Origin of the sequence: Actinomadura formosensis (assembly GCF_050948385.1) — a bacterium.
Lineage (GTDB): Bacteria > Actinomycetota > Actinomycetes > Streptosporangiales > Streptosporangiaceae > Spirillospora > Spirillospora formosensis.
The window spans coordinates 1,697,489-1,718,066 of the sequence record NZ_CP192011.1 but is presented as its reverse complement, the minus strand read 5'-3'; the positions used below and the strand labels follow the sequence as shown (position 1 = coordinate 1,718,066).

18 protein-coding genes are annotated in these 20,578 nt (G+C 71.1%); 10 read left to right on the top strand and 8 right to left on the bottom strand.

The features are described 5' to 3' along the window. Positions 1-87: 87 nt before the first annotated feature. From ACQP1N_RS08065 to ACQP1N_RS08050, 4 genes are all read right to left on the bottom strand, one after another. Positions 88-858 (bottom strand): succinate dehydrogenase/fumarate reductase iron-sulfur subunit, encoded by a 771-nt coding sequence (locus ACQP1N_RS08065; protein ID WP_433230118.1) that lies wholly within the window; start codon positions 856-858, stop codon positions 88-90. After that, positions 855-2,834 carry a fumarate reductase/succinate dehydrogenase flavoprotein subunit gene (locus tag ACQP1N_RS08060; RefSeq protein ID WP_433230116.1) on the bottom strand — a complete coding sequence of 660 codons (1,980 nt, stop codon included), beginning with the start codon at positions 2,832-2,834 and terminating at the stop codon, positions 855-857. Before ACQP1N_RS08060 ends, ACQP1N_RS08065 begins: the two co-directional genes overlap by 4 nt. Positions 2,835-2,846: 12 nt before the next feature. After that, positions 2,847-3,677: a hypothetical protein gene (locus ACQP1N_RS08055; protein WP_067803345.1), complete on the bottom strand. Its 831-nt coding sequence runs from the start codon at positions 3,675-3,677 to the stop codon at positions 2,847-2,849. 343 nt (positions 3,678-4,020) lie between these two features. Further along, entirely contained in the window at positions 4,021-4,629 is a 609-nt protein-coding gene (locus ACQP1N_RS08050; RefSeq protein WP_433230113.1) for a hypothetical protein, read from the bottom strand. A gap of 130 nt (positions 4,630-4,759) precedes the next feature. Here ACQP1N_RS08050 and ACQP1N_RS08045 point away from each other — a divergent pair, with 130 nt between their 5' ends. Further along, positions 4,760-5,329 carry a hypothetical protein gene (locus tag ACQP1N_RS08045; RefSeq protein ID WP_131732630.1) on the top strand — a complete coding sequence of 190 codons (570 nt, stop codon included), beginning with the start codon at positions 4,760-4,762 and terminating at the stop codon, positions 5,327-5,329. A gap of 5 nt (positions 5,330-5,334) precedes the next feature. After that, positions 5,335-5,892 carry an OmpA family protein gene (locus ACQP1N_RS08040; protein ID WP_433230111.1) on the top strand — a complete coding sequence of 186 codons (558 nt, stop codon included), beginning with the start codon at positions 5,335-5,337 and terminating at the stop codon, positions 5,890-5,892. Between the two features lie 110 nt (positions 5,893-6,002). On the opposite strand, the gene ACQP1N_RS08035 is transcribed toward ACQP1N_RS08040, so the two are convergent. Beyond that, on the bottom strand, positions 6,003-6,851 hold the full coding sequence (locus tag ACQP1N_RS08035; protein WP_433230108.1) for a serine/threonine-protein kinase: 849 nt from the start codon (positions 6,849-6,851) through the stop codon (positions 6,003-6,005). A 184-nt stretch (positions 6,852-7,035) separates the two neighbouring features. Here ACQP1N_RS08035 and ACQP1N_RS08030 point away from each other — a divergent pair, with 184 nt between their 5' ends. Beyond that, positions 7,036-8,826, top strand: a complete 1,791-nt coding sequence (locus ACQP1N_RS08030; RefSeq protein WP_433230105.1) for an LCP family protein — start codon at positions 7,036-7,038, stop codon at positions 8,824-8,826. Between the two features lie 5 nt (positions 8,827-8,831). Here ACQP1N_RS08030 and ACQP1N_RS08025 read toward each other — a convergent pair whose 3' ends face one another. Continuing rightward, positions 8,832-9,449 (bottom strand): prepilin peptidase, encoded by a 618-nt coding sequence (locus tag ACQP1N_RS08025; RefSeq protein WP_433230103.1) that lies wholly within the window; start codon positions 9,447-9,449, stop codon positions 8,832-8,834. Between the two features lie 473 nt (positions 9,450-9,922). Here ACQP1N_RS08025 and ACQP1N_RS08020 point away from each other — a divergent pair, with 473 nt between their 5' ends. The 6 genes from ACQP1N_RS08020 (at position 9,923) to ACQP1N_RS07995 (ending at position 17,166) form a co-directional block, all read left to right on the top strand. Continuing rightward, complete coding sequence (locus ACQP1N_RS08020) at positions 9,923-10,366, top strand: hypothetical protein (protein ID WP_433230101.1); 444 nt, start codon at positions 9,923-9,925, stop codon at positions 10,364-10,366. Between the two features lie 228 nt (positions 10,367-10,594). Further along, complete coding sequence (locus ACQP1N_RS08015) at positions 10,595-11,053, top strand: DUF4282 domain-containing protein (protein WP_433230098.1); 459 nt, start codon at positions 10,595-10,597, stop codon at positions 11,051-11,053. Then, positions 11,054-13,387 (top strand): protein kinase domain-containing protein, encoded by a 2,334-nt coding sequence (locus tag ACQP1N_RS08010; RefSeq protein WP_433230095.1) that lies wholly within the window; start codon positions 11,054-11,056, stop codon positions 13,385-13,387. It abuts the gene before it with no gap. Then, positions 13,384-14,502: a response regulator receiver protein gene (locus ACQP1N_RS08005; protein WP_433230092.1), complete on the top strand. Its 1,119-nt coding sequence runs from the start codon at positions 13,384-13,386 to the stop codon at positions 14,500-14,502. The genes ACQP1N_RS08010 and ACQP1N_RS08005 overlap by 4 nt, the downstream gene beginning before the upstream one ends. Before the next feature lie 40 nt (positions 14,503-14,542). Then, complete coding sequence (locus ACQP1N_RS08000; RefSeq protein ID WP_067803380.1) at positions 14,543-16,450, top strand: AAA family ATPase; 1,908 nt, start codon at positions 14,543-14,545, stop codon at positions 16,448-16,450. Further along, positions 16,447-17,166: a 4Fe-4S single cluster domain-containing protein gene (locus ACQP1N_RS07995; RefSeq protein ID WP_084263256.1), complete on the top strand. Its 720-nt coding sequence runs from the start codon at positions 16,447-16,449 to the stop codon at positions 17,164-17,166. Before ACQP1N_RS08000 ends, ACQP1N_RS07995 begins: the two co-directional genes overlap by 4 nt. Here the strand turns inward: ACQP1N_RS07995 and ACQP1N_RS07990 are convergent. Next, the gene (locus ACQP1N_RS07990; RefSeq protein WP_433230087.1) at positions 17,070-18,077 is read right to left on the bottom strand and encodes a hypothetical protein; all 1,008 of its coding nucleotides are present in this window, start codon (positions 18,075-18,077) and stop codon (positions 17,070-17,072) included. The genes ACQP1N_RS07995 and ACQP1N_RS07990 overlap by 97 nt on opposite strands. 93 nt (positions 18,078-18,170) lie before the next feature. Here ACQP1N_RS07990 and ACQP1N_RS07985 point away from each other — a divergent pair, with 93 nt between their 5' ends. Beyond that, a complete protein-coding gene (locus ACQP1N_RS07985; RefSeq protein WP_067803386.1) occupies positions 18,171-18,542 on the top strand; it encodes an FHA domain-containing protein in 372 nt (123 codons plus the stop codon). A gap of 83 nt (positions 18,543-18,625) precedes the next feature. On the opposite strand, the gene typA is transcribed toward ACQP1N_RS07985, so the two are convergent. Further along, entirely contained in the window at positions 18,626-20,482 is a 1,857-nt protein-coding gene (gene typA / locus ACQP1N_RS07980) for a translational GTPase TypA (protein ID WP_433230083.1), read from the bottom strand. Positions 20,483-20,578: the final 96 nt, after the last annotated feature.

The following is a 20,578-nucleotide window of genomic DNA, read 5'->3' as shown; positions in this document are numbered from 1 at the left end:
GCCAGAGCGCCGGTCCCGCAGCGGAGATCGGCGGAAACGCGAACGCCCCCCGTCGCGCGGGGCGGCGGGGGACGTTCGCGAGAACCGTCAGGCGGACGGGGTGTCCTGGCCCTTCTTCACGATGCCGAGCTTGCTGCCGAGCCACACCACCGGGTCGTACTTGCGGCCCACCACCCGCTCCTTCATCGGGATCAGGGCATTGTCGGTGATCTTGATGTGCTCGGGGCAGACCTCCGTGCAGCACTTGGTGATGTTGCAGAAGCCGAGCCCGTGGTCGTCCTGCGCGATGTTGCGCCGGTCGGCCTGGTCCGCCGGATGCATCTCCAGCTCCCCGATCCGCATCAGGAAACGCGGGCCGGCGTAGTGCTCCTTGTTCTCCTCGTGGTCACGGATGACGTGGCACACGTTCTGGCACAGGAAGCACTCGATGCACTTGCGGAACTCCTGCGAGCGCTCGACGTCCACCTGCTGCATGCGCAGCTCGCCGGGCTTGACGTCGCCCGGGTCGAACGACGGGATCTCCCGTGCCTTCTGGTAGTTGTACGACACGTCCGTCACCAGGTCGCGGACGACCGGGAAGGTGCGCATCGGGGTGACCGTGATCGTCTCGTCCAGCGCGAAGGTGGACATGCGGGTCATGCACAACAGCTTTGGCATGCCGTTGATCTCCGCGGAGCACGAGCCGCACTTGCCCGCCTTGCAGTTCCACCGGACGGCGAGGTCGGGCGCCTGCGTGGCCTGCAGCCGGTGGATGATGTCGAGGACGACCTCGCCCTCGTTCACCTCGACCGTGTAGTCGGTGAGCTCACCGGAGCCCTCGTCGCCGCGCCAGACCCTGAACTTGGCCTCGTAGCTCATCGGTCGTCCTCCTCGTCCTCCGCGTCGGCGCCCGCGGCGGCCGGGTCCGGCGCGGACTCCTCGGCCTTGCCCTCCGGCAGCTCCTCGGCCGTCAGGTACTTCTTCAGCTCGTCGTTGTCGAACAGTTCGAGCAGGTCGGGCCGCATCGGCGTCATCGGCTGCCGGGTCAGCTCGACGTGCGGGGACGCCGGGTCACCGGCCAGCGAGCAGACCAGGTTGACCTTCCGCCACTCGGCCGACATCTGCGGGTGGTCGTCGCGGGTGTGGCCGCCGCGGCTCTCCTGCCGCTCCAGCGCCGCCTTCGCGACCGCCTCCGACACCAGCAGCATGTTGCGCAGGTCCAGCGCGAGATGCCAGCCCGGGTGGTAGCCGCGGCCCTCGTTGACCGCGACCGGCTCCACGCTCACGTTCGCGACCCGCTCACGGAGCTTGCCGAGCGTCTCCAGCGCCTGCTTCAGCTCCTCCTCCTTGCGGATGATGCCGACCAGGTCGTTCATCGTCTGCTGCAGCTCGGCGTGGACGGCGTACGGGTTCTCGCCGCCCTCCCGCTCGAACGGCGCGAGCGCCTCGGCCGTCGCCGCCTCGACCTCCGCGTCCGGGACGGCGGGCCGCGCGGCCAGGCCGTCCACGTACTCGGCCGCGCCGAGCCCGGCCCGGCGGCCGAAGACCAGCAGGTCCGACAGCGAGTTGCCGCCAAGCCGGTTCGAGCCGTGCATGCCGCCGGAGACCTCGCCCGCCGCGAACAGGCCCGGCACCTTCGCCGCGCCGGTGTCGGGGTCGACCTCCACCCCGCCCATCACGTAGTGGCAGGTCGGGCCGACCTCCATCGGCTCCTTGGTGATATCGACGTCCGCCAGCTCCTTGAACTGGTGGTACATCGACGGCAGCCGCCGGACGATCTCGGCGGCACCGCCCGGCATCCGGTCCACGACGGTGAGGAACACCCCGCCGTGCGGTGATCCCCGTCCCGCCTTGACCTCGGAGTTGATCGCGCGCGCCACCTCATCGCGGGGCAGCAGCTCGGGGGGGCGCTTGTTGTTGTCCGGGTCGTCGTACCAGCGGTCGCCCTCCTCCTCGGTGGTCGCGTACTGGTCCTTGAACACCCCGGGGATGTAGTCGAACATGAACCGGCGGCCCTCGGAGTTGCGCAGGACGCCGCGGTCACCGCGCACCGACTCGGTCACGAGGATGCCCTTGACGGACGGAGGCCAGACCATCCCGGTCGGGTGGAACTGCACGAACTCCATGTTCAGCAGCGTCCCGCCGGCCAGCAGCGCCAGCGCGTGCCCGTCCCCCGTGTACTCCCACGAGTTGGACGTGACCTTGAACGCCTTGCCGATGCCGCCGGTCGCCAGCACCACCGCGGGCGCCTCGAACACCACGAACCTGCCGGTCTCGCGGACATAGCCGAACACGCCGCAGACCCTGCCGTCGGCGTCCTTCAGCAGCCGGGTGACCGTAGTCTCGGCCCACACCTTGAGCCGGGCCTCGTAGTCACCGTGCTCGGCGTGGTCCTCCTGCTGGAGGGCGACGATCTTCTGCTGGGCGGTGCGGATCAGCTCCAGGCCCGTCCGGTCGCCGACGTGCGCGAGCCGGGGGTACTCGTGCCCGCCGAAGTTGCGCTGGCTGATCTTGCCGTCCTTGGTGCGGTCGAACAGCGCGCCCCACATCTCCAGCTCCCAGATGCGGTCCGGGGCCTCCTTGGCGTGCAGCTCGGCCATCCGCCAGCTGTTCATGAACTTGCCGCCGCGCATGGTGTCGCGGAAGTGGACCTTCCAGTTGTCGTTGGCGTTGACGTTGCCCATCGCGGCGGCGGCACCGCCCTCGGCCATCACCGTGTGGGCCTTGCCGAACAACGACTTGGAGATGATCGCGGTCTTCTTGCCCTGGAGGCGCGCCTCGATCGCCGCGCGCAGCCCGGCGCCGCCGGCGCCGATCACCACGACGTCGTACGAGTACCTCTCGATCTCAGTCATGATTCCTTGGCCTCAGTTGAAGATTCGCGGGTCGGAGAAGGCGCCGCCGGCCACCAGCGCGACGTACGCGTCGGCCACCACCAGCGACCCCAGGGTGATCAGGGCGTACATGCCGTGCCGCTCGTTGATCTTGGACACCCAGCCCCACATCCGGTACCGGAACGGGTGCTTGGAGAAGTTCTTGAGCCGCCCGCCGATGATGTGCCGGCACGAGTGGCACGACAGCGTGTACAGCCACAGCAGGATCACGTTCGCCACCAGGATGATGGTGCCGAGCCCGATCCCGAACCCGCCGTCCTTGCCGTGGAACGCGCGGATCGCGTCGTAGGTGTTGATGAGGGAGATGAGGACGGCGGCCATCCAGAAGTAGCGGTGCAGGTTCTGGCCGATCAGCGGGAAGCGGCGCTCCCCGGTGTACTTGCCGTGCGGCTCCCGGACGGCGCACGCCGCGGGCGACGCCCAGAACGACCGGTAGTACGCCTTGCGGTAGTAGTAGCAGGTCATCCGGAACAGCAGCAGGAACGGCAGCGAGATCGCCGCGAACGGGATCCAGCCGCGGGTGCCCGCCGGCAGGAAGGCGCCGAACTCCGCCGCGTCGCCGGTGTGCCCGTCCACCGTCACGTTGTTGCAGATCTCGTTCAGGCACGGCGAGTAGAACGGCGTCAGGTAGTGGTACTGCGGCACGTAGAACGCGGACCCCCAGAAGGCCCGGATGGTCGCGTACACCACCCATGCCGTGAAGATCACGAAGGTCGTGAGGGGATACAGCCGCCAGTTGTCCTTGCGGAGCGTACTTTCCTTGATCTGGGCGCGCGTTTTGCCCTGCGCCTCCACAGTGCTCATCGATCGCTCTCCTGAGCTCGGGTCGTCGTGTCCCCGTACCACGGTCCACGCGCACCATGCGGCCGTCGCGCCCCGCCACCGGCCCATCGCGCCTGAGCCGCTGGCCATGCGTCCCGGCCGGGGCCGCCTTCCGGCGGCCGGAGGCCGTGCCGCATGCGGGCGGTGACGCCTCGTGTGCGCTTCCAGCGAAGCGACCCTACGCCACCCGGCAGGAGCTGTGACATACATAACAGCCAGGCCTTTATGTGAGCCTGACCACAGACTTTAGCCCCGTCACGGGGGTATCGCACCGGCCGCGCTCCATAACCAGTCGTTATGGCGCAGCGGAATCGAGACGAGTGCGCTACGGCATGGCCGAGCGGTCGCCCAGCAGCCGGCCGAGGACCGTGCGGGCGTAGTGGGCCTCGGCCTCGCTCGTGCGTCCCGTCCCGTACACGCGCAGGACCTCCGCGAGATCGGGGAAGCGCTCGGCGATGAGGTCGGCGGCGGCGTCGATCTCGGCGGCGGACGCGACCTCGCGCAGGAGCGCCTGGACGAGCCGCGCCGGCTCCCTGGAGCCGGCGTGCGTCCCGTGGTCGTCGGGGTCTTCCCCGGCGGGGATGCGCTCGGACGTGGCCCTGCGCAGCCCGGACGTGGTGGCAGCCGGCCCGGCGCCGATCTCCGCCAGGCGCGCCTTGATCTCCGCGGCCGTCAGCGCGTCGAAGGCGGGGTCGGCGACGAGGTCCTCGATCGCCATCAGCCGGTGCAGGACCGCCGGGTTGCTGATCTTGGCCCGCTGGCCGGACATCAACTGGGAGAGCATCGGCGCGGAAAGCCCGAGCACGCCGGCGAGGCCGGACTGCGACAGACCGAGCCGGTCGAGGAGCGGCCGGACCCGGTCGCCGAGCGGCTCGCCGTACCACTCGACCTGCAGCGCGCGGTTCCGGGCGACGGTGTCCTCGGTGACACTCACCTTCGACTCCTCTTGACGATTCGCACTTGCAAACACTAGATTCACGGACGCACATGATGTGGCGGCGTCTTCCGCCATAGTTTCATGTGCATCGACGTTTGCATATGCGACATAGCAGGAAGGATCGACCATGCGGCTCCCCCCACGCGTGGCCGCCATCACCGCGGCACTGCTCCTGACCGGCGGGCTCGCCGGCTGCTCCCCGTCCGGCGGTGACTCCGGCACCGCATCGTCGTCCGGAGGCGGGGAGGCCGTGAGCGCGGCGGGCGGGGTGGGCTTCGACAGCCCGTCCAAGCCGGTGGCGAAGGGCACCTTCGACACGCCCATCGCCGCGGGCGCCAAGGTCGACATCGCCATCCTGGGGCTCCGGGCGCGCGGCAGGCTCGCCACGCTCAACATCCAGCTCACTCCGCACGTCCCTGGCGCCGAGTCCACTTCCAGCAGCATCACCCCCTTCAACCTCAACGGCGGCCTCCGCCTGGGGACGTCCCTGATCGACCCGGTGAACCTCAAGCGGTACGTCGTGGTGAAGGATTCCAGCGGCGCGGAACTGCAGCCCGACGAGATCTACACCACCGTTGCGAACGATCAGCCCGTCCATCTGTCCTACACGTTCGCCGCTCCTCCCGAGAACGTGAAGGTCGTCGACGTGCAGATCGGGTCGTGGCCCACGTTCCGCAACGTCCCGGTCGAGCGGTGAGCCGCATGCGCGGACCGGCCGTCGTCATCGGCGTCCTGGCCGTGACGCTGGCTCTCCCCGCGGTCGCGGGAGCCGAGCCCAACGTGCCGGACGACAACCTCGCCAAGAGCCTCCTGTCCATCGACGCCGGGTCCGCCGTGCACGGGATCGACCTGTCCCAGGCGGTCGTCCCGCTGGAGGACGAGCACACCAGCGGCGGGCAGGTCACCGTCCGCATCTCGGCGGACGTCCTGTTCGACTTCGGCAAGTCGACGCTCACCGGCGCCGCCCGCCGCCGTATCTCCGATCTGGCCCCCCGCCTGCGTGACGTGAAGGGCACCGTCCAGATATCCGGCCACTCCGACTCGGTCGGCGACCCCGGCTACAACCTGGACCTGTCGGAGAAACGCGCCGAAGCGGTCAGGGCCGAGTTGCAGAACGTCCTCAAGGGGTCGAGCGTGCGCATCGAGGCCAGGGGCTACGGCGAGACGAAGCCCGTGGCCCCCAACGAACAGGGCGGCAAGGACGACCCGGAGGGCCGCGCCAAGAACCGCCGCGTCGAGATCACCTACCAGATCAAGTAGCGGACGACGGAGACGAAGAGCACTTCGTCCCGCGAGGTCGAGGAACAGATCGGCGCCACCCACGGCACCCCCGCCCCCTTCCGCCCCGGGGCCGGAGCAGCCTTGCGCGGTCAGCGGGGCGGCGAGCCCAGGTGGTCGAAGATCTGGAGGGGTTCGCCGTCCAGGGTCCGGGCGGGGAAGCGCAGTTCCAGGCGGCATGCGGCCAGTGCACGGCGGGCCGCGGCGGCACTGCCGGGACGCTGCGCCGGGTCGGTCGCGCACAGCCGGGCGACCACCGACCACAGCATGGCCGGCACGCCGGCGGGCGGGGGCCCGACCCGCTGGCGCGGCTCGGGGTCCCCCGCGCCGGTCAGCATCCGCCAGCCGACCATCCCGGCCGCGTACAGGTCCTGGCGCGGGCCCGGACGGTTCCAGTCGAGCACCTCCGGCGCCAGGTATCCGGGGGTGCCCACGGTGAACCCGGTCGTGGTGAAGCGCATCCCGTCGTCCCCCAGCGCGATCCCGAAATCGGCCAGCCGCGTGTGCGGCGCCCCGACCGGGCTCGGCTCCAGGAGCAGGTTGGCGGGCTTCACGTCCCGGTGGACGACCCCGGCACCGTGGATGTGACTCAAAGCGGCCAGCAGCTGATCGAGCACCTCCGCCGCGTACTCGGGCGGAAGCCTGCCGTAATCTCCGAGAAGGGTCTCCAGCGAACCACCGCTCACCAGGTCCATCGCGAGGAGAACGTCGTCGTCCGCCATGCACGACGCGTAGGGCGTCAGCACATGCGGGTGCGCCAGCCGCAACGCCCGTTCCCGGACGACCCGCAGCATCGACGTGGGCCCCTGCCGCCGGACGAGCTTGGCCGCGCAGTAACGCCCCTCCGCATGGTCGTAGGCCCGCCGCACACGGCTCGTCCCCCCGGTCCCGATCCGGTCGAGCATGGTGAACCGACCGCCGATCACCCACCCCGTGTTCACGGCACCGATCGTACGGAAGACCACCCACCCGAACGGCCCGGATTTCCGCACCTGTGTCAACAGAACGGGCATCTCAGGCATCCAACAGGTGGAGACGCCCGCTCCCACGTGATCCGCGCCTCCATAGAATGATCAGCCGCCCGAACCACCCGCCCCCCGACAGGGCCTGCCCGAAACGGGACCGATGAGCGACAAAGACCCCGGCCGCGACGACCTCGCGGGGGACGAGGCCGCCCACATCACCCCCGCCGCCTCCGAGGGCCGCGAGCCCCGCCCACCCCACGCCGCCGGACCCGCGTCAGGCGAAGAGGACGCGCAGCGCGCCGGCATCTCCCGGACACCGGCCGCACAGGACGACGGACGGACGGCACGCGGTACCGCCGCCCCGCCCCCCTCCGATCAGAGCGAGGACGCCGCGTCGGACGAGGAGCAACGCGCCCCCGACGAGCGTGACGCGGCCGAAAGCAGCACATCGGCCGCGTCCGGCCAGGGCGGCGACGCCGCATCGGACGCAGACCGCGGCGCGGCTGGGCGGGACGGGCTGGAGAGCGCTGTTTCGGGCACGTCCGAACCGGGCGAAGGCATCGTGGTGGGCGAAAAGGGGGCCGGCGGGAGGCCGTCCAGGCGGCGGAAGGTCCTGCGGCGGATCGCGGTCGGCGCGGTCGTCGTCCTGCTGCTCGGGGGCGGCGGGGCCGCCTGGCTGTACCACGATCTCGTCGGAGGGATCGAGCAGAAGCACGTCAGGGACAAGCTCGGGACGGATCGGCCCAAGAAGCTGAACAAGTCGCTCAACATCCTGGTGATCGGGTCGGACACCCGGGAGGGTGAGAACGCGCGGTACGGGGCGGCGGCCGGGATGTCGGGGGCGCGGTCGGACACCACGATCCTGCTGCATCTGTCGCCGAACCGGGATCAGGCCGTCGGGATCAGCTTCCCGCGCGACTCGATGGTGAAGATTCCCGCGTGCCGGAAGGAGCGGGGCGGGACCGTTCCAGCGCAGTTCGGGATGCTGAACGCGGCGTTCGCGTATGCCGGCCCCACCTGCACGTGGAAGACGCTGGAGTCGCTCACCGGTGTCCACATCGACCATTTCGTGCAGGTCGACTTCGCCGGGTTCAAGCGGATGGTCGACGCCCTGGGAGGTGTCGAGATCTGCTTGGACAAGCCCGTGAACGATCCGCGGGCCGAGCTGTACCTGAAGGCCGGAAAGCAGACCGTGAAGGGGGAGCAGGCCCTCGGCTATGTGCGGGCCCGCTACTCGCTCGGCAACGGGTCCGACCTTGAGCGGATCGAGCGCCAGCAGAAGTTCATGGCCTCGGTCGCCGACAAGGCCACCAGCGGTTCGGTCCTCACGGACCCGGCCAAGACGTACAAGTTCCTCAAGGCCGCGACCAAGTCGATGACGACCGACGACGATCTCGATCTGGCGGGGATGAAGAAGCTCGCGGACGGGCTGAAGGGCATGAGCGCGGGGCAGGTGCGGTTCGTGACCGTCCCGGTCGAGCGTTACGCGCCGGACCCGAACCGCGTGCAGTGGAACCAGGAGCTCGCGAAACCGCTGTTCGAGGCGATCCGGCACGACAGTGCGCTGCCCGCCGAGCCGGCGAAGCCCGTCAAGGCGGAGCCTGCGCCGCCCGCCCCCGGCAAGGTGCACGTCACCGTCGTCGCCGCGGGCGGCAAGGACAGGCTCATCGAGCGTGTCGTCAGGCAGCTCAGGCAGCGTGGATACAAGGTCGCGAAGAAGGTGGAGAAGGGCGCCAAGGCACCGGAGAGCCGCCTCGGCTACGCTCCGTCCGCGGAACCGCAGGCCTCGGCGCTCGCGCGGGACGTCCCCGACGCCCTGCTCACCGCCGACGCGAACGCACCGCAGGACGGGGTGCGGCTCATCATCGGCACGAACGGCGTCCGGCTCGCACCGCCCGCCATCAGCAAGATCGGCGGCGGGGTGCAGGGAGGCCAGAAGCTCTGCAGGTGATGCCCTCAGCCCACGGCGAGGACGGAGATGAGCGCCCCGGCGAGCATGTACGGGCCGAACGGGAACTCGCCCTTCCGCGACCGGCGGACGACCATGATGCCGACCGCCACGAGGCCGCCGAGGAGGTAGGTCACAAGGAGGCCCAGCACCCAGGCGTCCTGCCCGAACCATCCCAGGTAGAGGCCGAGGACACCGGACAGCTTGACATCGCCCATCCCGATCCCGGACGGGGCGGCGAACGCCTGCGCGAAATACAGCACGAACAGCACCGCCATGCCGATCAGCGCGTGCACGAACCGCTGCGGGCCGTCGTCCGTGAACGGCGCGGCCGCGCCCAGCAGCGCCGCGGCCATGCCGTATGACGGCAGTGTGAACCGGTCGGGCAGCCGCTTGACCCCGATGTCGATGAAGCCGAGCAGGGTGCCGACCGCCGCGAGATAGAGCAGGGCCGGCAGGACGGGTTCAAGTCCGACGCACCAGCCGAGCACGCCGTAGAGGGCCGCGGTGACCAGGCCCACCAGGATGCGGCGATGGCGCGGAACCTCGCCCACGTAGGGTGCCGCCATCGGCGCCAGGAGCAGCCCGATGACGAACCCCACGGGCAGCAGCACCAACGCGATCATCGACCTCGCCCCGATCCGGCGCCCGTTCCGGCTTCCGGCCCCCTGACCGGACGGCCGTACCGGCGCGTACACGTCCCGCCGGAAGGATAGGGGTGGGACGAGGACACGGCCAGGGCCCCAGGAATGGGAGAGCGAACATCCAGTCCGGCACCACCGGTACCCGCTGTTCTCTTCGCCTCTGCCTGCGATGGCGGCCACCGCCAAGCCCGCGGGCGCTCCGGCCGCGCTCTCCGCAACGTACAGCACCGTGGAAAGCGTGTCGCCTTTCTCACTCAGCGGGGCCGCCATACCGAAGACGGGTGCGGCGACACCGCCAGGGTGCGCAAGGCCGCCGAGGAGGTCGCCCGGCCGGGAACCCGATACCGAGAATAAGAAGAAGGCGCAGGAAGCGCGGTCGGCTACCTGCCGGACCCGGCACACGGTCAAAGGCACTGCGGGACCTCGGCGAGTCCGTGTCCTGATGGAAGGAGACCATGGCCGAGTCTGTGTTCCTCGTTTTCGGCGAGGAGATCGATCGCGAGCGGTTCGTCGATCTCGTGGTGTCGCTCGGCGGGGTGACGGGGCCGGGCGAGCGGGGTGAGGCGCGGCTCTCCGACGGCTACGCGCACGTCTGGGTCCATCTCACCGGGCTGACCGAGAACGAGCCCGACGAGCTCGCGGTGTACCAGGCCCGGCTCGGCGGCCCGGTCATGACCGTGATCGAACTGGAGATCTCGCGCACGAAGGGCAGCGAGCAGCTTGCGTTCCGCATCATCGAGGCCGTCGCACGCCACTGGTGGTTCGTCGTCTTCAACGGCCGCGACGAGCCCGAGGTAGGCGTCCGCACGGTGGACGAGCTGCGTGCCCGCGCGGGGGCGGGCGCCCACGGCATCTTCTGGCCATCGGGCGTGGATGGACGGGCGGACAGCAACGGCTGACCGTGGAGCGGTATGGGCACCGTCCACTTGGCCGAAGACCAGGACAGTTCGATATTGCCGGGGAACCGATAACGGGGCGCGTTCCGCATGGTCCGCGCCGCGAAGGCATGTATCGGCAGGGTGATGTCGGTGGAGCCGGGGCGGTCGGGGTGCGGCGGGTTCGGGTGCGGGGTGGGTCTCAGGCTCTAGAGTCTTCCTGTAGGCGGCTTCACGTTGAGGACGGCGGCGATGACGAATCCTTCGGACCCCGGTCACCCACCGCGCTCGCAGGCGCCCGGTCCGGCGGGAGGCCCGTACGGGCCGCCGCCGAACGTCCCCGGACCTCGCCCGCCCGCTCCGGACGGTCCCGGGCCGGCCCCGCAGGGGTGGACGCCACCCGAACAAGCCGAGAAGGGATTGCTCGGTTCCCTGCTGGACACCGACTTCAACGCGCTGGTGACACCGAAGCTGGTGAAGACGGTCTATGTCCTGTCTCTGATACTGATCTCCCTGGAGTGCCTGGTCGTCCTTTTCTTTGGGCTCTGGGTTCTCGTCTCGACAAGGTTCTGGCTGGGGGGCTTCATCCTCATCGCCGCGACACCGCTGATCTGGCTGGTTCAGATGCTGCTCGTCCGGATCCTCATGGAGGCGGTGCTGGTCCGGTTCAAGCAGGCTGAGTATCTGCGGGTCATCAAGGACAAGGTCTAGGTGGGCGAGTTCGACGGGCCGCCGTCCCGGGACACGCGCCGGGACGCCGGGGCGACGCGGCGCGACGACGCCCGGGTGCCGGGGCCGCGGACGGCGGCGGAGACCAGGCGGGACGGGGAGGAGGGGCCCGGCGATCCGCTGATGCGGCTGCCGGCGGTGCTCGGCGAGCGGTACACGACGGTCGCGGAGCTGCCCGTGCAGGGTGCCGAGTCGGATCTGCTGCTGGTGCGGGACGCCGGCGGCGACGAGTACGTGGTGAAGATCTTCCGCCGCGGCTACCGCGCCGACCGGGACGTCTGGGCGAAGCTGCCCGCGCTGGACTCGCCGAACGTCCTGCGGATTCTGGAGACCGGGCACGCGGACGGGCGCGATTACGAGGTCACCCCGTACCTTCCGGCCGGCAACCTGCGGGCGCTGATGCCGCTGCCCGCGGATGCTGTCGGTGAGGTCGCGGCGCAGCTGGCGGCGGGGCTGACGGCGCTGCACCGGGCGGGCATCGTCCACCGGGATCTCAAGCCCGAGAACGTGCTGGTGGTGGGCACCGATCCGGTCAGCCTGGTGATCGCCGACTTCGGGTTGAGCAAGGTCCTCGACCAGAGCGTGGTGTTCGCGTCGTCATCGCGGACGCTGGCGTACGCGGCTCCGGAGTCGCTGTCCGGGCAAGTGTCCCCGGCGCGCGACTGGTGGTCGCTCGGCATGATCGTCCGGGAGCTGGCCACGGGACGTGCGCCGTTCCAGGGGTTGAGCGAGACCGTCGTGGTCGACCACCTGGCCACGCGTCCGGTCAGCGCGGACGACGTCTCCGATCCGAGGCTGCGGATGCTGTGCCGGGGGCTGCTGACCCGTGACCCGCGCCAGAGGTGGACGGGCGAGCAGGTCCGGGAGTGGCTGGACGGAGGCTCGCCGCCCGTCGCGGAGGAGAGCGTCCAAGCCGAGGCGGGTAGCGGCCTCCCCTTCAAGGGCCGCCGCTTCACCAAGAGGGACGAGCTGGCGCGCGCGCTTGTCGAGAACTGGGATCACGCTGCGCAGTACTTCTTCGGACGTGGTGAGTCGGGCGAGGCATGGCGGAGCCTGCGCGAATGGCTCGCGGACGTGCCCGACGACAGCAGCATCGATCTCGTCGACGGCCACCTCATGGCGGCGCTGCCCCCCGACGTGAAGCTGCTGCATCTGGTCCGGTGGCTCGACCCGGCGCTGCCCCCGCACTTCCTCGGCCGGCGGGTCACCGCCGGCGACCTGCCCGGCCTCGCCGCGCTGGCCGCCGATCACCGCCATCCCGACCACCGCACCGCCCGCCTCATCGGCCGCGCACTGTGGGAGCACCGTCTGCTGCGGGTGCTGGCCGGTTTCGACGGCGCCGAGGACCTGGCCCGCACCGACGACCAGTGGCGCGCCCATGTGACGGCGTGGGACGACCTCGTCCGCTGGCTGCGCGCCCAGGACGCCACACCGCCCGGCGCCGCCAGGCGGCTGCCGGGCGCCGAGGCGGAGGAACCGCCCGCCGTGCTGCTGACGCTGCTCGCGCTGGCGGCGCGTCCGGCCGAGACGCACCGGCTGATCGCGGAGGGGGCGGCGCGGGCACGCGAGTCGGTCACCGAGCCGGTGCCGTGGTTCACCTGGCTGGCCGACGGGGCCGGCGACGATCCGCTGCGCCTTCTCGCGGTGACGCGCGCCGCGCCCGAAGCCGTCGTGGAGAGCGAGTCCCGGGTCCGCGACCGCCGCGCGGCCGAGCAGCGGGACGAGGCGCTCCGCACGCGGTGGGCGGAGCAAGAGCGCCGGCGGCTCGCCGGACGCGGCGCAGCCACCGCCAAGGCCGTCCTGTGGACGTTGCCTCTGCTGTTCTTCTGGCTCGTAGGCAGCTGGGTGGTCGGCTCCCTGTCCGGCGGCGGTGATGGCGGGACCGCCTCCGTCGGCCTGCACAGATCTTCCTCGGGTCTCTCCTTCGGCGTGCTGGCCGTCGTGTCGGTGCTCGCGTGGGCGGTGCAGTGCGGCGGCGAAGTGCTGCTGGCGCGTACCCAGGGCACGGACTATCTCCCTCACGGGCCGTGGTCGATGCTCTCCGGCGCCCTGGGCGCGAGTGGCCGCGGGCTTTCCAAGGCGTCCCAGACGATGTCCGGCGCCGCTCGGCGGACCGGCCGCGGCGGCTGCGGGCTCCTGCTCCTCGCCGCGACCGTCCCGCTGCTCCTGCTTCTGCTTCTGCTCGCGGCGCTGACGTCGCTCGCGAGCCTGCTCTGGGTTCTCATCCTCATCGCCGCCTCCGCCGCGCACGCCGTCGCGGCGGGTGTGCGGCTGCACCGCTGGCGGCAGGCACGCACGATCGGAGGCACTTCTTGAGCAGCGGGATCGACGCGGACATCGCGCTGGACGCGGCGGTGGTGCTCACCCTGGGCATGAACCGGATGCTCGGACGCGGCGCCGGGGTGGCGGGCCGCGGCGCGCAGGCCCTCGCCGCGCTCGCCGCCGGACGGGCCGAGGCGCGGGCGGCGGCACTCGCCGAGGTCGAGTCGCACGAGCGGGCCCTGCGCGAGGTCGTGGAGCGCAACGCGCGCATCGCCGCGCTCGCCGAGACCCGCGCGAAGATCGGCGCCGAGGTGGCGCTGCCACGGCCGCTGCGGCCGGACGAGCAGACCCCCGGGGAGCTGACCGCCTGGTGCGCGGCCACCGACCGGGCGCTGGACGAGGCCGAGCGGCGGCTGTCCGAGCACCTTGCCGCCCAGGTCAGCACGCAGATCTTCGCCGTCCCCGCCGAGGGCCTGAAGGCCGGCACCGCGGGGAGCGCGCCTCCGCCCGCCCAGGACGTCCAGCGGAACCTGGAACGGATCATGACGCGGCTGCTGCCGGACGCGGCCGACGAGGAGCGCCGGGCCGTGGCGGAGGCGGCACGGCTGCTCGCCGAGACCGGAACCGCGGAGGAGGCCGAAGGCGTCCTGCAGGAGGTGCGGCTGCGGATCCAGGCCGCCAACCGCGGCGTCGAGGAGCGCCGGGCGGCTGAGCGGCGGCGGGCGGCCGAGCGCGACGCAGCCGAGCAGGCGGAGGCCGAGCGCCGGTACGTCCTCGACTCGATCACCGCCGCGTTCGAGGACATGGGGTACGAGGTCCGGCCCGGATTCGAGACGCTGACCGCCGAGGACGGCACCGTGACGCTGACGAAGGGCGCCTGGCCCGATCACAGCGTGCGGATGCGGGTCGAGGACGCGCACGTCCGGGCGTCGATGGTGCGTGAGCGGCCCGCCGAGAGCGAGGACGACCGGCGGGTGGACGTCGAGCGGGAGCGGGAGTGGTGCGAGGCGTTCGAGGCCGCGCGGACCAGGCTCGCGGACGCCGGGATCCGCTCGGACGTGGCGTGGCGGCTGGAGCCCGGGGTGCGTGAGCTGCCGGTTTCGGCACGGGCACGGCAGACTGGGGGACGGACCGGCCAACGCGAGCGCCACCGCGAGCGTCATAAGTGAGGTGCCGGGGGGCACACGTGAACGGAGCGGAGCGCACCACATGACCATTGATTCGCCGACGCTCGGAGGACGGCTGCAGGGGTGGCCACCGTTCATCCGCGAGCTGGACGCGACCCTTTCGGTGCACTCCCAGTACGTCCTGTCGGGGAACCTGTACGACAGCTTCCTGACCCCGCAGGCGGACGGCGGGCCCGCGGGGCTGCTGCCGCTGCGCGCGCTGCTCTGGGAGACGCTGCGCACCAGCGGCGCGTCCTTCATGGCCGTCTACGACCCGGTGGACGGGCTGCAGATCATTTCCGGGGGCGCCGGGGACGAGGAGTCCACGCGGGCGGCCGAGCGGCTGCTCGGCAAGATCAAGGCGGAGGAGAAGCCGTCGCTGGAGGGGCTGACCCGGCACCTGGCCGCGGTCGCCCGGCCGAAGGAGGACATCCGCGCCGCGTTCGTGATCGACTCGGCGTCGCGGATCGCCCGCACCCCGACCGATCTGGAGCCGGCCGAGCGCGACTTCTTCCGGTTCTGCGCGAAGCTGTCGCGCACCGCCCGGCCCGTCCGGGTGACGGGGCCGCGGCCGAAGCCGCTCTACAACCCGATCCTGTGGCTGGTGGAGCGGCCGGGCGACCTGCCCCCGTGGCTGACCACCGACAACGAGAACGTCCGCGAGATCACGATCCCGCGGCCGCATCTGGGCGACCGGCAGGAGACGGCGCGGCTGCTGGCCCGCGCGTTCGGGGTCACCGACGTCGAGACCGACGAGGTCGCGGCGGCGGCGTGCGACGCGTTCGCCGAGCAGGCCGACGGGCTCACCCTGCAGTCGATGATCGAGGTGACCCGGCTGGCGAAGGAGCGGGGCGTCGATCTCGCCGACCTGCCCGACGCCGTCCGCACCTACAAGCTCGGCGTGCTCGACAACCCGTGGAGCCGCGGTCATCTGCGGCGCCGGGTGCTGGACGGGGAGAAGCGCGTCCCGGAGCGGGTGATCGGGCAGCCGCAGGCCGTCACCAAGACCCTCGACATCCTCAAGCGGGCGGTGCTCGGGCTGTCGGGCGCGCAGGCGACCCGGTCCGGCAGCCGGCCGCGCGGCGTGCTGTTCTTCGCCGGCCCGACCGGCACCGGCAAGACCGAGCTGGCGAAGGCGATCACCGAGCTGGTGTTCGGGGACGAGTCCGCCTACCTGCGCTTCGACATGAGCGAGTTCTCCGGCGAGGGGTCCGGCGACCGGCTGATCGGGTCGCCGCCCGGGTACGTGGGCCACGAGGCGGGCGGGGAGCTGACCAACGCCGTCCGCGAGGACCCCTTCCGGGTGATCCTCTTCGACGAGATCGAGAAGGCGCACCCGCGCATCCTGGACAAGTTCCTGCAGATCCTGGAGGACGGCCGGCTCACCGACGGGCGCGGCAACACCGTCCACTTCTCCGAGGCGATCCTGATCTTCACCTCGAACCTCGGGATGTACGTCCCGGGCCGCGACCTGACCACTCGTGACGCGTCCCCGTACGGGGCGCCCGACCGTGTGCAGAACATCACACCGGGAATGTCGTACGACGAGGTCGAGCAGCGCATCAAGAGCGCGGTCGCCGACCATTTCACCGAGGTTCTGAACCGGCCCGAGCTGCTCAACCGGTTCGGCGACAACATCGTCGTGTTCGACTTCATCTCCGCCGAGGCCGCGCACAAGATATTCGACCTGCAGTTCGCGAACATCTGCCGCCGGGTCACCGAGGAGCACCGGCTCGTCCTCGCCGTGAAGGGGAACGCGCTGGAGACGCTGCGCGAGTGGTGCACGGAGGAGCTGGACAAGGGCGGACGCGGCATCGGGATGGCGCTGGAGTCGCATTTCGTCAATCCGCTGGCGCGCGCGCTGTTCGACCGGGAGCTCGTCTCGGACGAGAAGGTCACCGTCACCGGCATCCGCCGTGAGGGAAGCATCGTCCATCTGGACCTCCAGTGACCGGGGAGACGCTGCTGCTCGCCAAGGCGCACTACCCGGTGACCACACTCGGCCCCGGGACCCGCGCGGGCATCTGGACGCAGGGCTGCACGCTGCACTGTCACGGCTGCCTGTCCAGGGACACCTGGGACGCCGACCCGCGCCGCGCGGTGCCCGTTGAAACGGTCCTAGGATGGCTCGCGTCCCTGCCGGGACCGGTGGACGGAGTGACCATTTCCGGTGGTGAGCCGTTCCAGCAGCCGGCCGCGCTGGCGGCCCTGCTGCGCGGTGTCCACGCGTGGCGGGACGCCCCCGGCCGTGAGACGATTGCGGTGGACATATTGGTTTACAGCGGATATGTCTACTCTCGGCTCTCCCGGGGCGGCGAGACACGGGAGATCCTGGACATGTGCGATGCCGTGATCACGGGCCCGTACGTCGACCGGCTGAATCCCGGGGGGCGACACCCCGGGGACGGCTCTCTACTCTGGAGGGGGTCGGCCAACCAGCGTGTCGTGCCGCTGTCCCCGCTGGGGCACGAGCGGTACGGGGCACTGGCCGGCGTCGGGAAGACTGGAGAAGGAACAGGGCCCCGAGTACAGGTGTCCGTGGACGAAGGGCCGGAGGGAAGGCGGGTGTACTACATCGGGATCCCGCGGAGGGGCGATATGGAGCACCTCACGTCGAGGCTCGACCGCGCCGGGGTGCGCTCGGGGGATGTGTCATGGCGACCTTGAACTGTCCTGTCTGTGACGAAGCACACCAGCCGAACGATCTGCTCTGCATGAACTGCGGGGCCAATCTGGCGCGCGGTGGCGGTGCCCCCCGGCAGGGCCCGGGCGGGTACGACGACCAGCAGCCGCCGCGGATGTCCCCGCCGCCCGGACCGGGCCAGTACGGCCAGCCACCGCACGGGCAGCCCCAGCAGGGGCAGCCCCAGTACGGGCAACCGCAGCAGTCCCACGACCCGTACGGGCAGCAGGGCCCCCAGCACCAGCAGCCGGGACCGTCCGGGCAGCCGCAGGACCCGTGGGGCGCGCCGCAGCAGCCGGACGCGTGGGGGGCGCCCATGCCCCAGGGGCAGGACCAGCACGGCCAGCCCCAGCACGGGCAGTACGGCCAGCCACCGCACGGCGGGCCCCAGCAGGGGCAGCCCCAGCAGGGGCAGCCGCAGCACGGGGGCCAGCCGCCGATGCACCAGCAGCAGCCGGCCGACCCGTGGGGGATGCCCCAGCCGTCCCAGGATCAGTGGGGTGCGCCGCAACAACAGCCCCAGGACCAGTGGGGTGCGCCGCAACAGCAGCAGTCTCCGCCGCCCGACCAGTACCAGCCGCCGCAGGACCAGTACCAGCCGCGCGAGCCGCAGTACCAGCCGCGCGACCAGTACCAGCCCCAGGACCAGTACGGCGGTGCACCGCAGGATCAGTACCAGCCGCCGCAGGATCAGTACCAGCCGCCGCAGGACCAGTACGGCGCGCCGCAGCCCGGCCCGGCGGACCACCAGTTCGGCCCGCCGCCGCAGCAGCAGCACGGGCAGATCCCGCATGGCGGACCCCAGCACGGGGGTCCGCCGCACGGGGCGCCTCAGCACGGAGGTCCCCAGCACGGAGGTCCCCAGCACGGGGGCCAGCCGCCGCTGCCGCCGCATGGCCGCGAGGCGACGCTCCTGCCGCCCGACCACAACCAGGGCCAGCGTCCCGCCCCCGACAGCACGGCGTTCATGTGTCCGTACTGCGAGGCGGTGCTGAGCAACCCGGGAGCCGCCCAGTGCGACTCCTGTCTGCGTCCCCTGCCGAAGCAGGGCACCCCCGTCCTGCGCGTGCAGTTCCCCACGGGTGAGCTGAAGGTGTCCGTCGGCCAGCATCTCGTGCTCGGCCGGGACGCGGGCCAGTCGCCGGTGGCGTCCACGTTCACGCAGTACGACAACGTGTCGCGGCGCCACTCGACGGTGTGGCTCGACCCGTCCGGGACGGCCTGGGTACGGGACGAAGGCTCCACCAACGGGACGTTCGTCAACGGTGAGCGCCTCCCCCGCGGTGTGGAGGCGCCCCTCCGCGACGGCGACCAGCTCCGCCTGGCCGCCGACGTGACGGGCACCGTCCAGCTGAAGTGACCGGAGCGTGAAAGGGGCGGCCCCGGGGGTTCTGAGAACCCCGGGGCCGCCCCTTCTCGTGTGCCCTGTCAGCCCGCGGCGGGTCAGCCGGCGGCGCGCTTGGTGCGGGCGCGCGTGCGCTCGCGCTCCTTGGCGTCCAGCACGACCTTGCGGATGCGGACGGCGGACGGCGTCACCTCGACGCACTCGTCCTCGCGGCAGAACTCCAGCGCCTCCTCCAGCGACAGGATGCGCGGCGGGGTGAGCCGCTCCAGCTCGTCGCCGGTGGACGACCGCATGTTCGTGAGCTTCTTCTCCTTGGTGATGTTGACGTCCATGTCGTCGGCGCGGGAGTTCTCCCCGACGATCATGCCCTCGTACACCTCGGTGGTCGGCCCGACGAAGAACGTGCCGCGCTCCTGCAGGTTCGTGATCGCGTACGCGGTGGCGGCACCGGCGCGGTCGGCGACCAGCGACCCGGACGGGCGGGTGCGCAGCTCACCGAACCAGGGCTCGTAGTCCTCGAAGACGTGGTGCGCCATCCCGGTGCCCCGCGTCTCCGTCATGAACTCGGTACGGAACCCGATCAGGCCGCGCGCCGGGACGAGGAACTCCATCCGGACCCAGCCGGTGCCGTGGTTCGTCATGTGCTCCATGCGGCCCTTGCGGACCGCCATGAGCTGCGTGACGGCGCCCAGGTGCTCCTCGGGGATGTCGACGGTGAGCCGCTCGACCGGCTCGTGCTTCCTGCCGTCGATGTCCTTGGTGACGACCTGCGGCTTGCCGACGGTCAGCTCGTAGCCCTCGCGGCGCATGTTCTCGACCAGGATCGCGAGCGCCAGCTCACCGCGGCCCTGCACCTCCCAGGAGTCCGGGCGCTCGGTCGGCAGCACCCGGAGCGAGACGTTGCCGACGAGCTCGCGGTCGAGCCGGTCCTTGACCATGCGGGCGGTGACCTTGGTGCCCTTCTCGCGACCGGCCATCGGCCCGGTGTTGGTGCCGATCGTCATCGAGATCGCGGGCTCGTCCACGGTGATCAGCGGCAGCGGGCGCGGGTCGTCGGGGTCGGCGATGGTGTCGCCGATCATGATCTCCGGGATGCCGGCGATCGCGATGATGTCGCCCGGCCCCGCCTCGTCGGCGGGCTTGCGGGTGAGCGCCTCGGTCATCAGCAGCTCGGTGATCTTGACCCGCTCGATGCTGCCGTCGTGCCGGCACCAGGCGACCTGCTGGCCCTTCTTGATCGTCCCGGCGTGCACGCGGCACAGCGCGATCCGGCCGAGGTAGCTGGAGGCGTCCAGGTTCGTCACGTGCGCCTGCAGCGGCGCGTCCGGGTCGTAGGACGGTGCCGGGATCGTCTCGGTGATGACCTTGAACAGCGGCTCCAGGTCCGCGCTGTCCGGCATGGCGCCGTCGGCGGGCTTGTCCAGCGAGGCCCGCCCGGCGCGGCCGGACGCGTACACGATCGGGAAGTCGATCTGGTCCTCGTCGGCGTCGAGGTCCATGAACAGCTCGTACGTCTCGTCCACGACCTCGTCGATGCGGGCGTCGGGACGGTCGGTCTTGTTCACCACCAGGATCACCGGCAGCCGCGCGGCGAGCGCCTTGCGCAGCACGAACCGGGTCTGCGGGAGCGGGCCCTCGCTGGCGTCCACCAGCAGGACGACGCCGTCCACCATGGACAGCCCGCGCTCGACCTCGCCGCCGAAGTCGGCGTGGCCCGGCGTGTCGATGATGTTGACGGTCAGCCCGCCGTGCCGGACGGCGGTGTTCTTCGCGAGAATGGTGATGCCCTTCTCGCGCTCCAGGTCGTTGGAGTCCATGACCCGGTCGTCGACGTCCTGGTTCTCGCGAAAGGCCCCGGACTGCCAGAGCATGGCGTCCACCAGCGTCGTCTTTCCGTGGTCGACGTGGGCGACGATCGCAACGTTCCGGAGGTCGTCGCGCGTGGAGATGGGCATGCGGGTTACCTTGCGTGAGGTTTCAGGGAGTCGCCGCAGAAACACGGCAGCACTCCATTCTACGCGCCGCCGCGTACCACCCATCCCGAGCCGCCG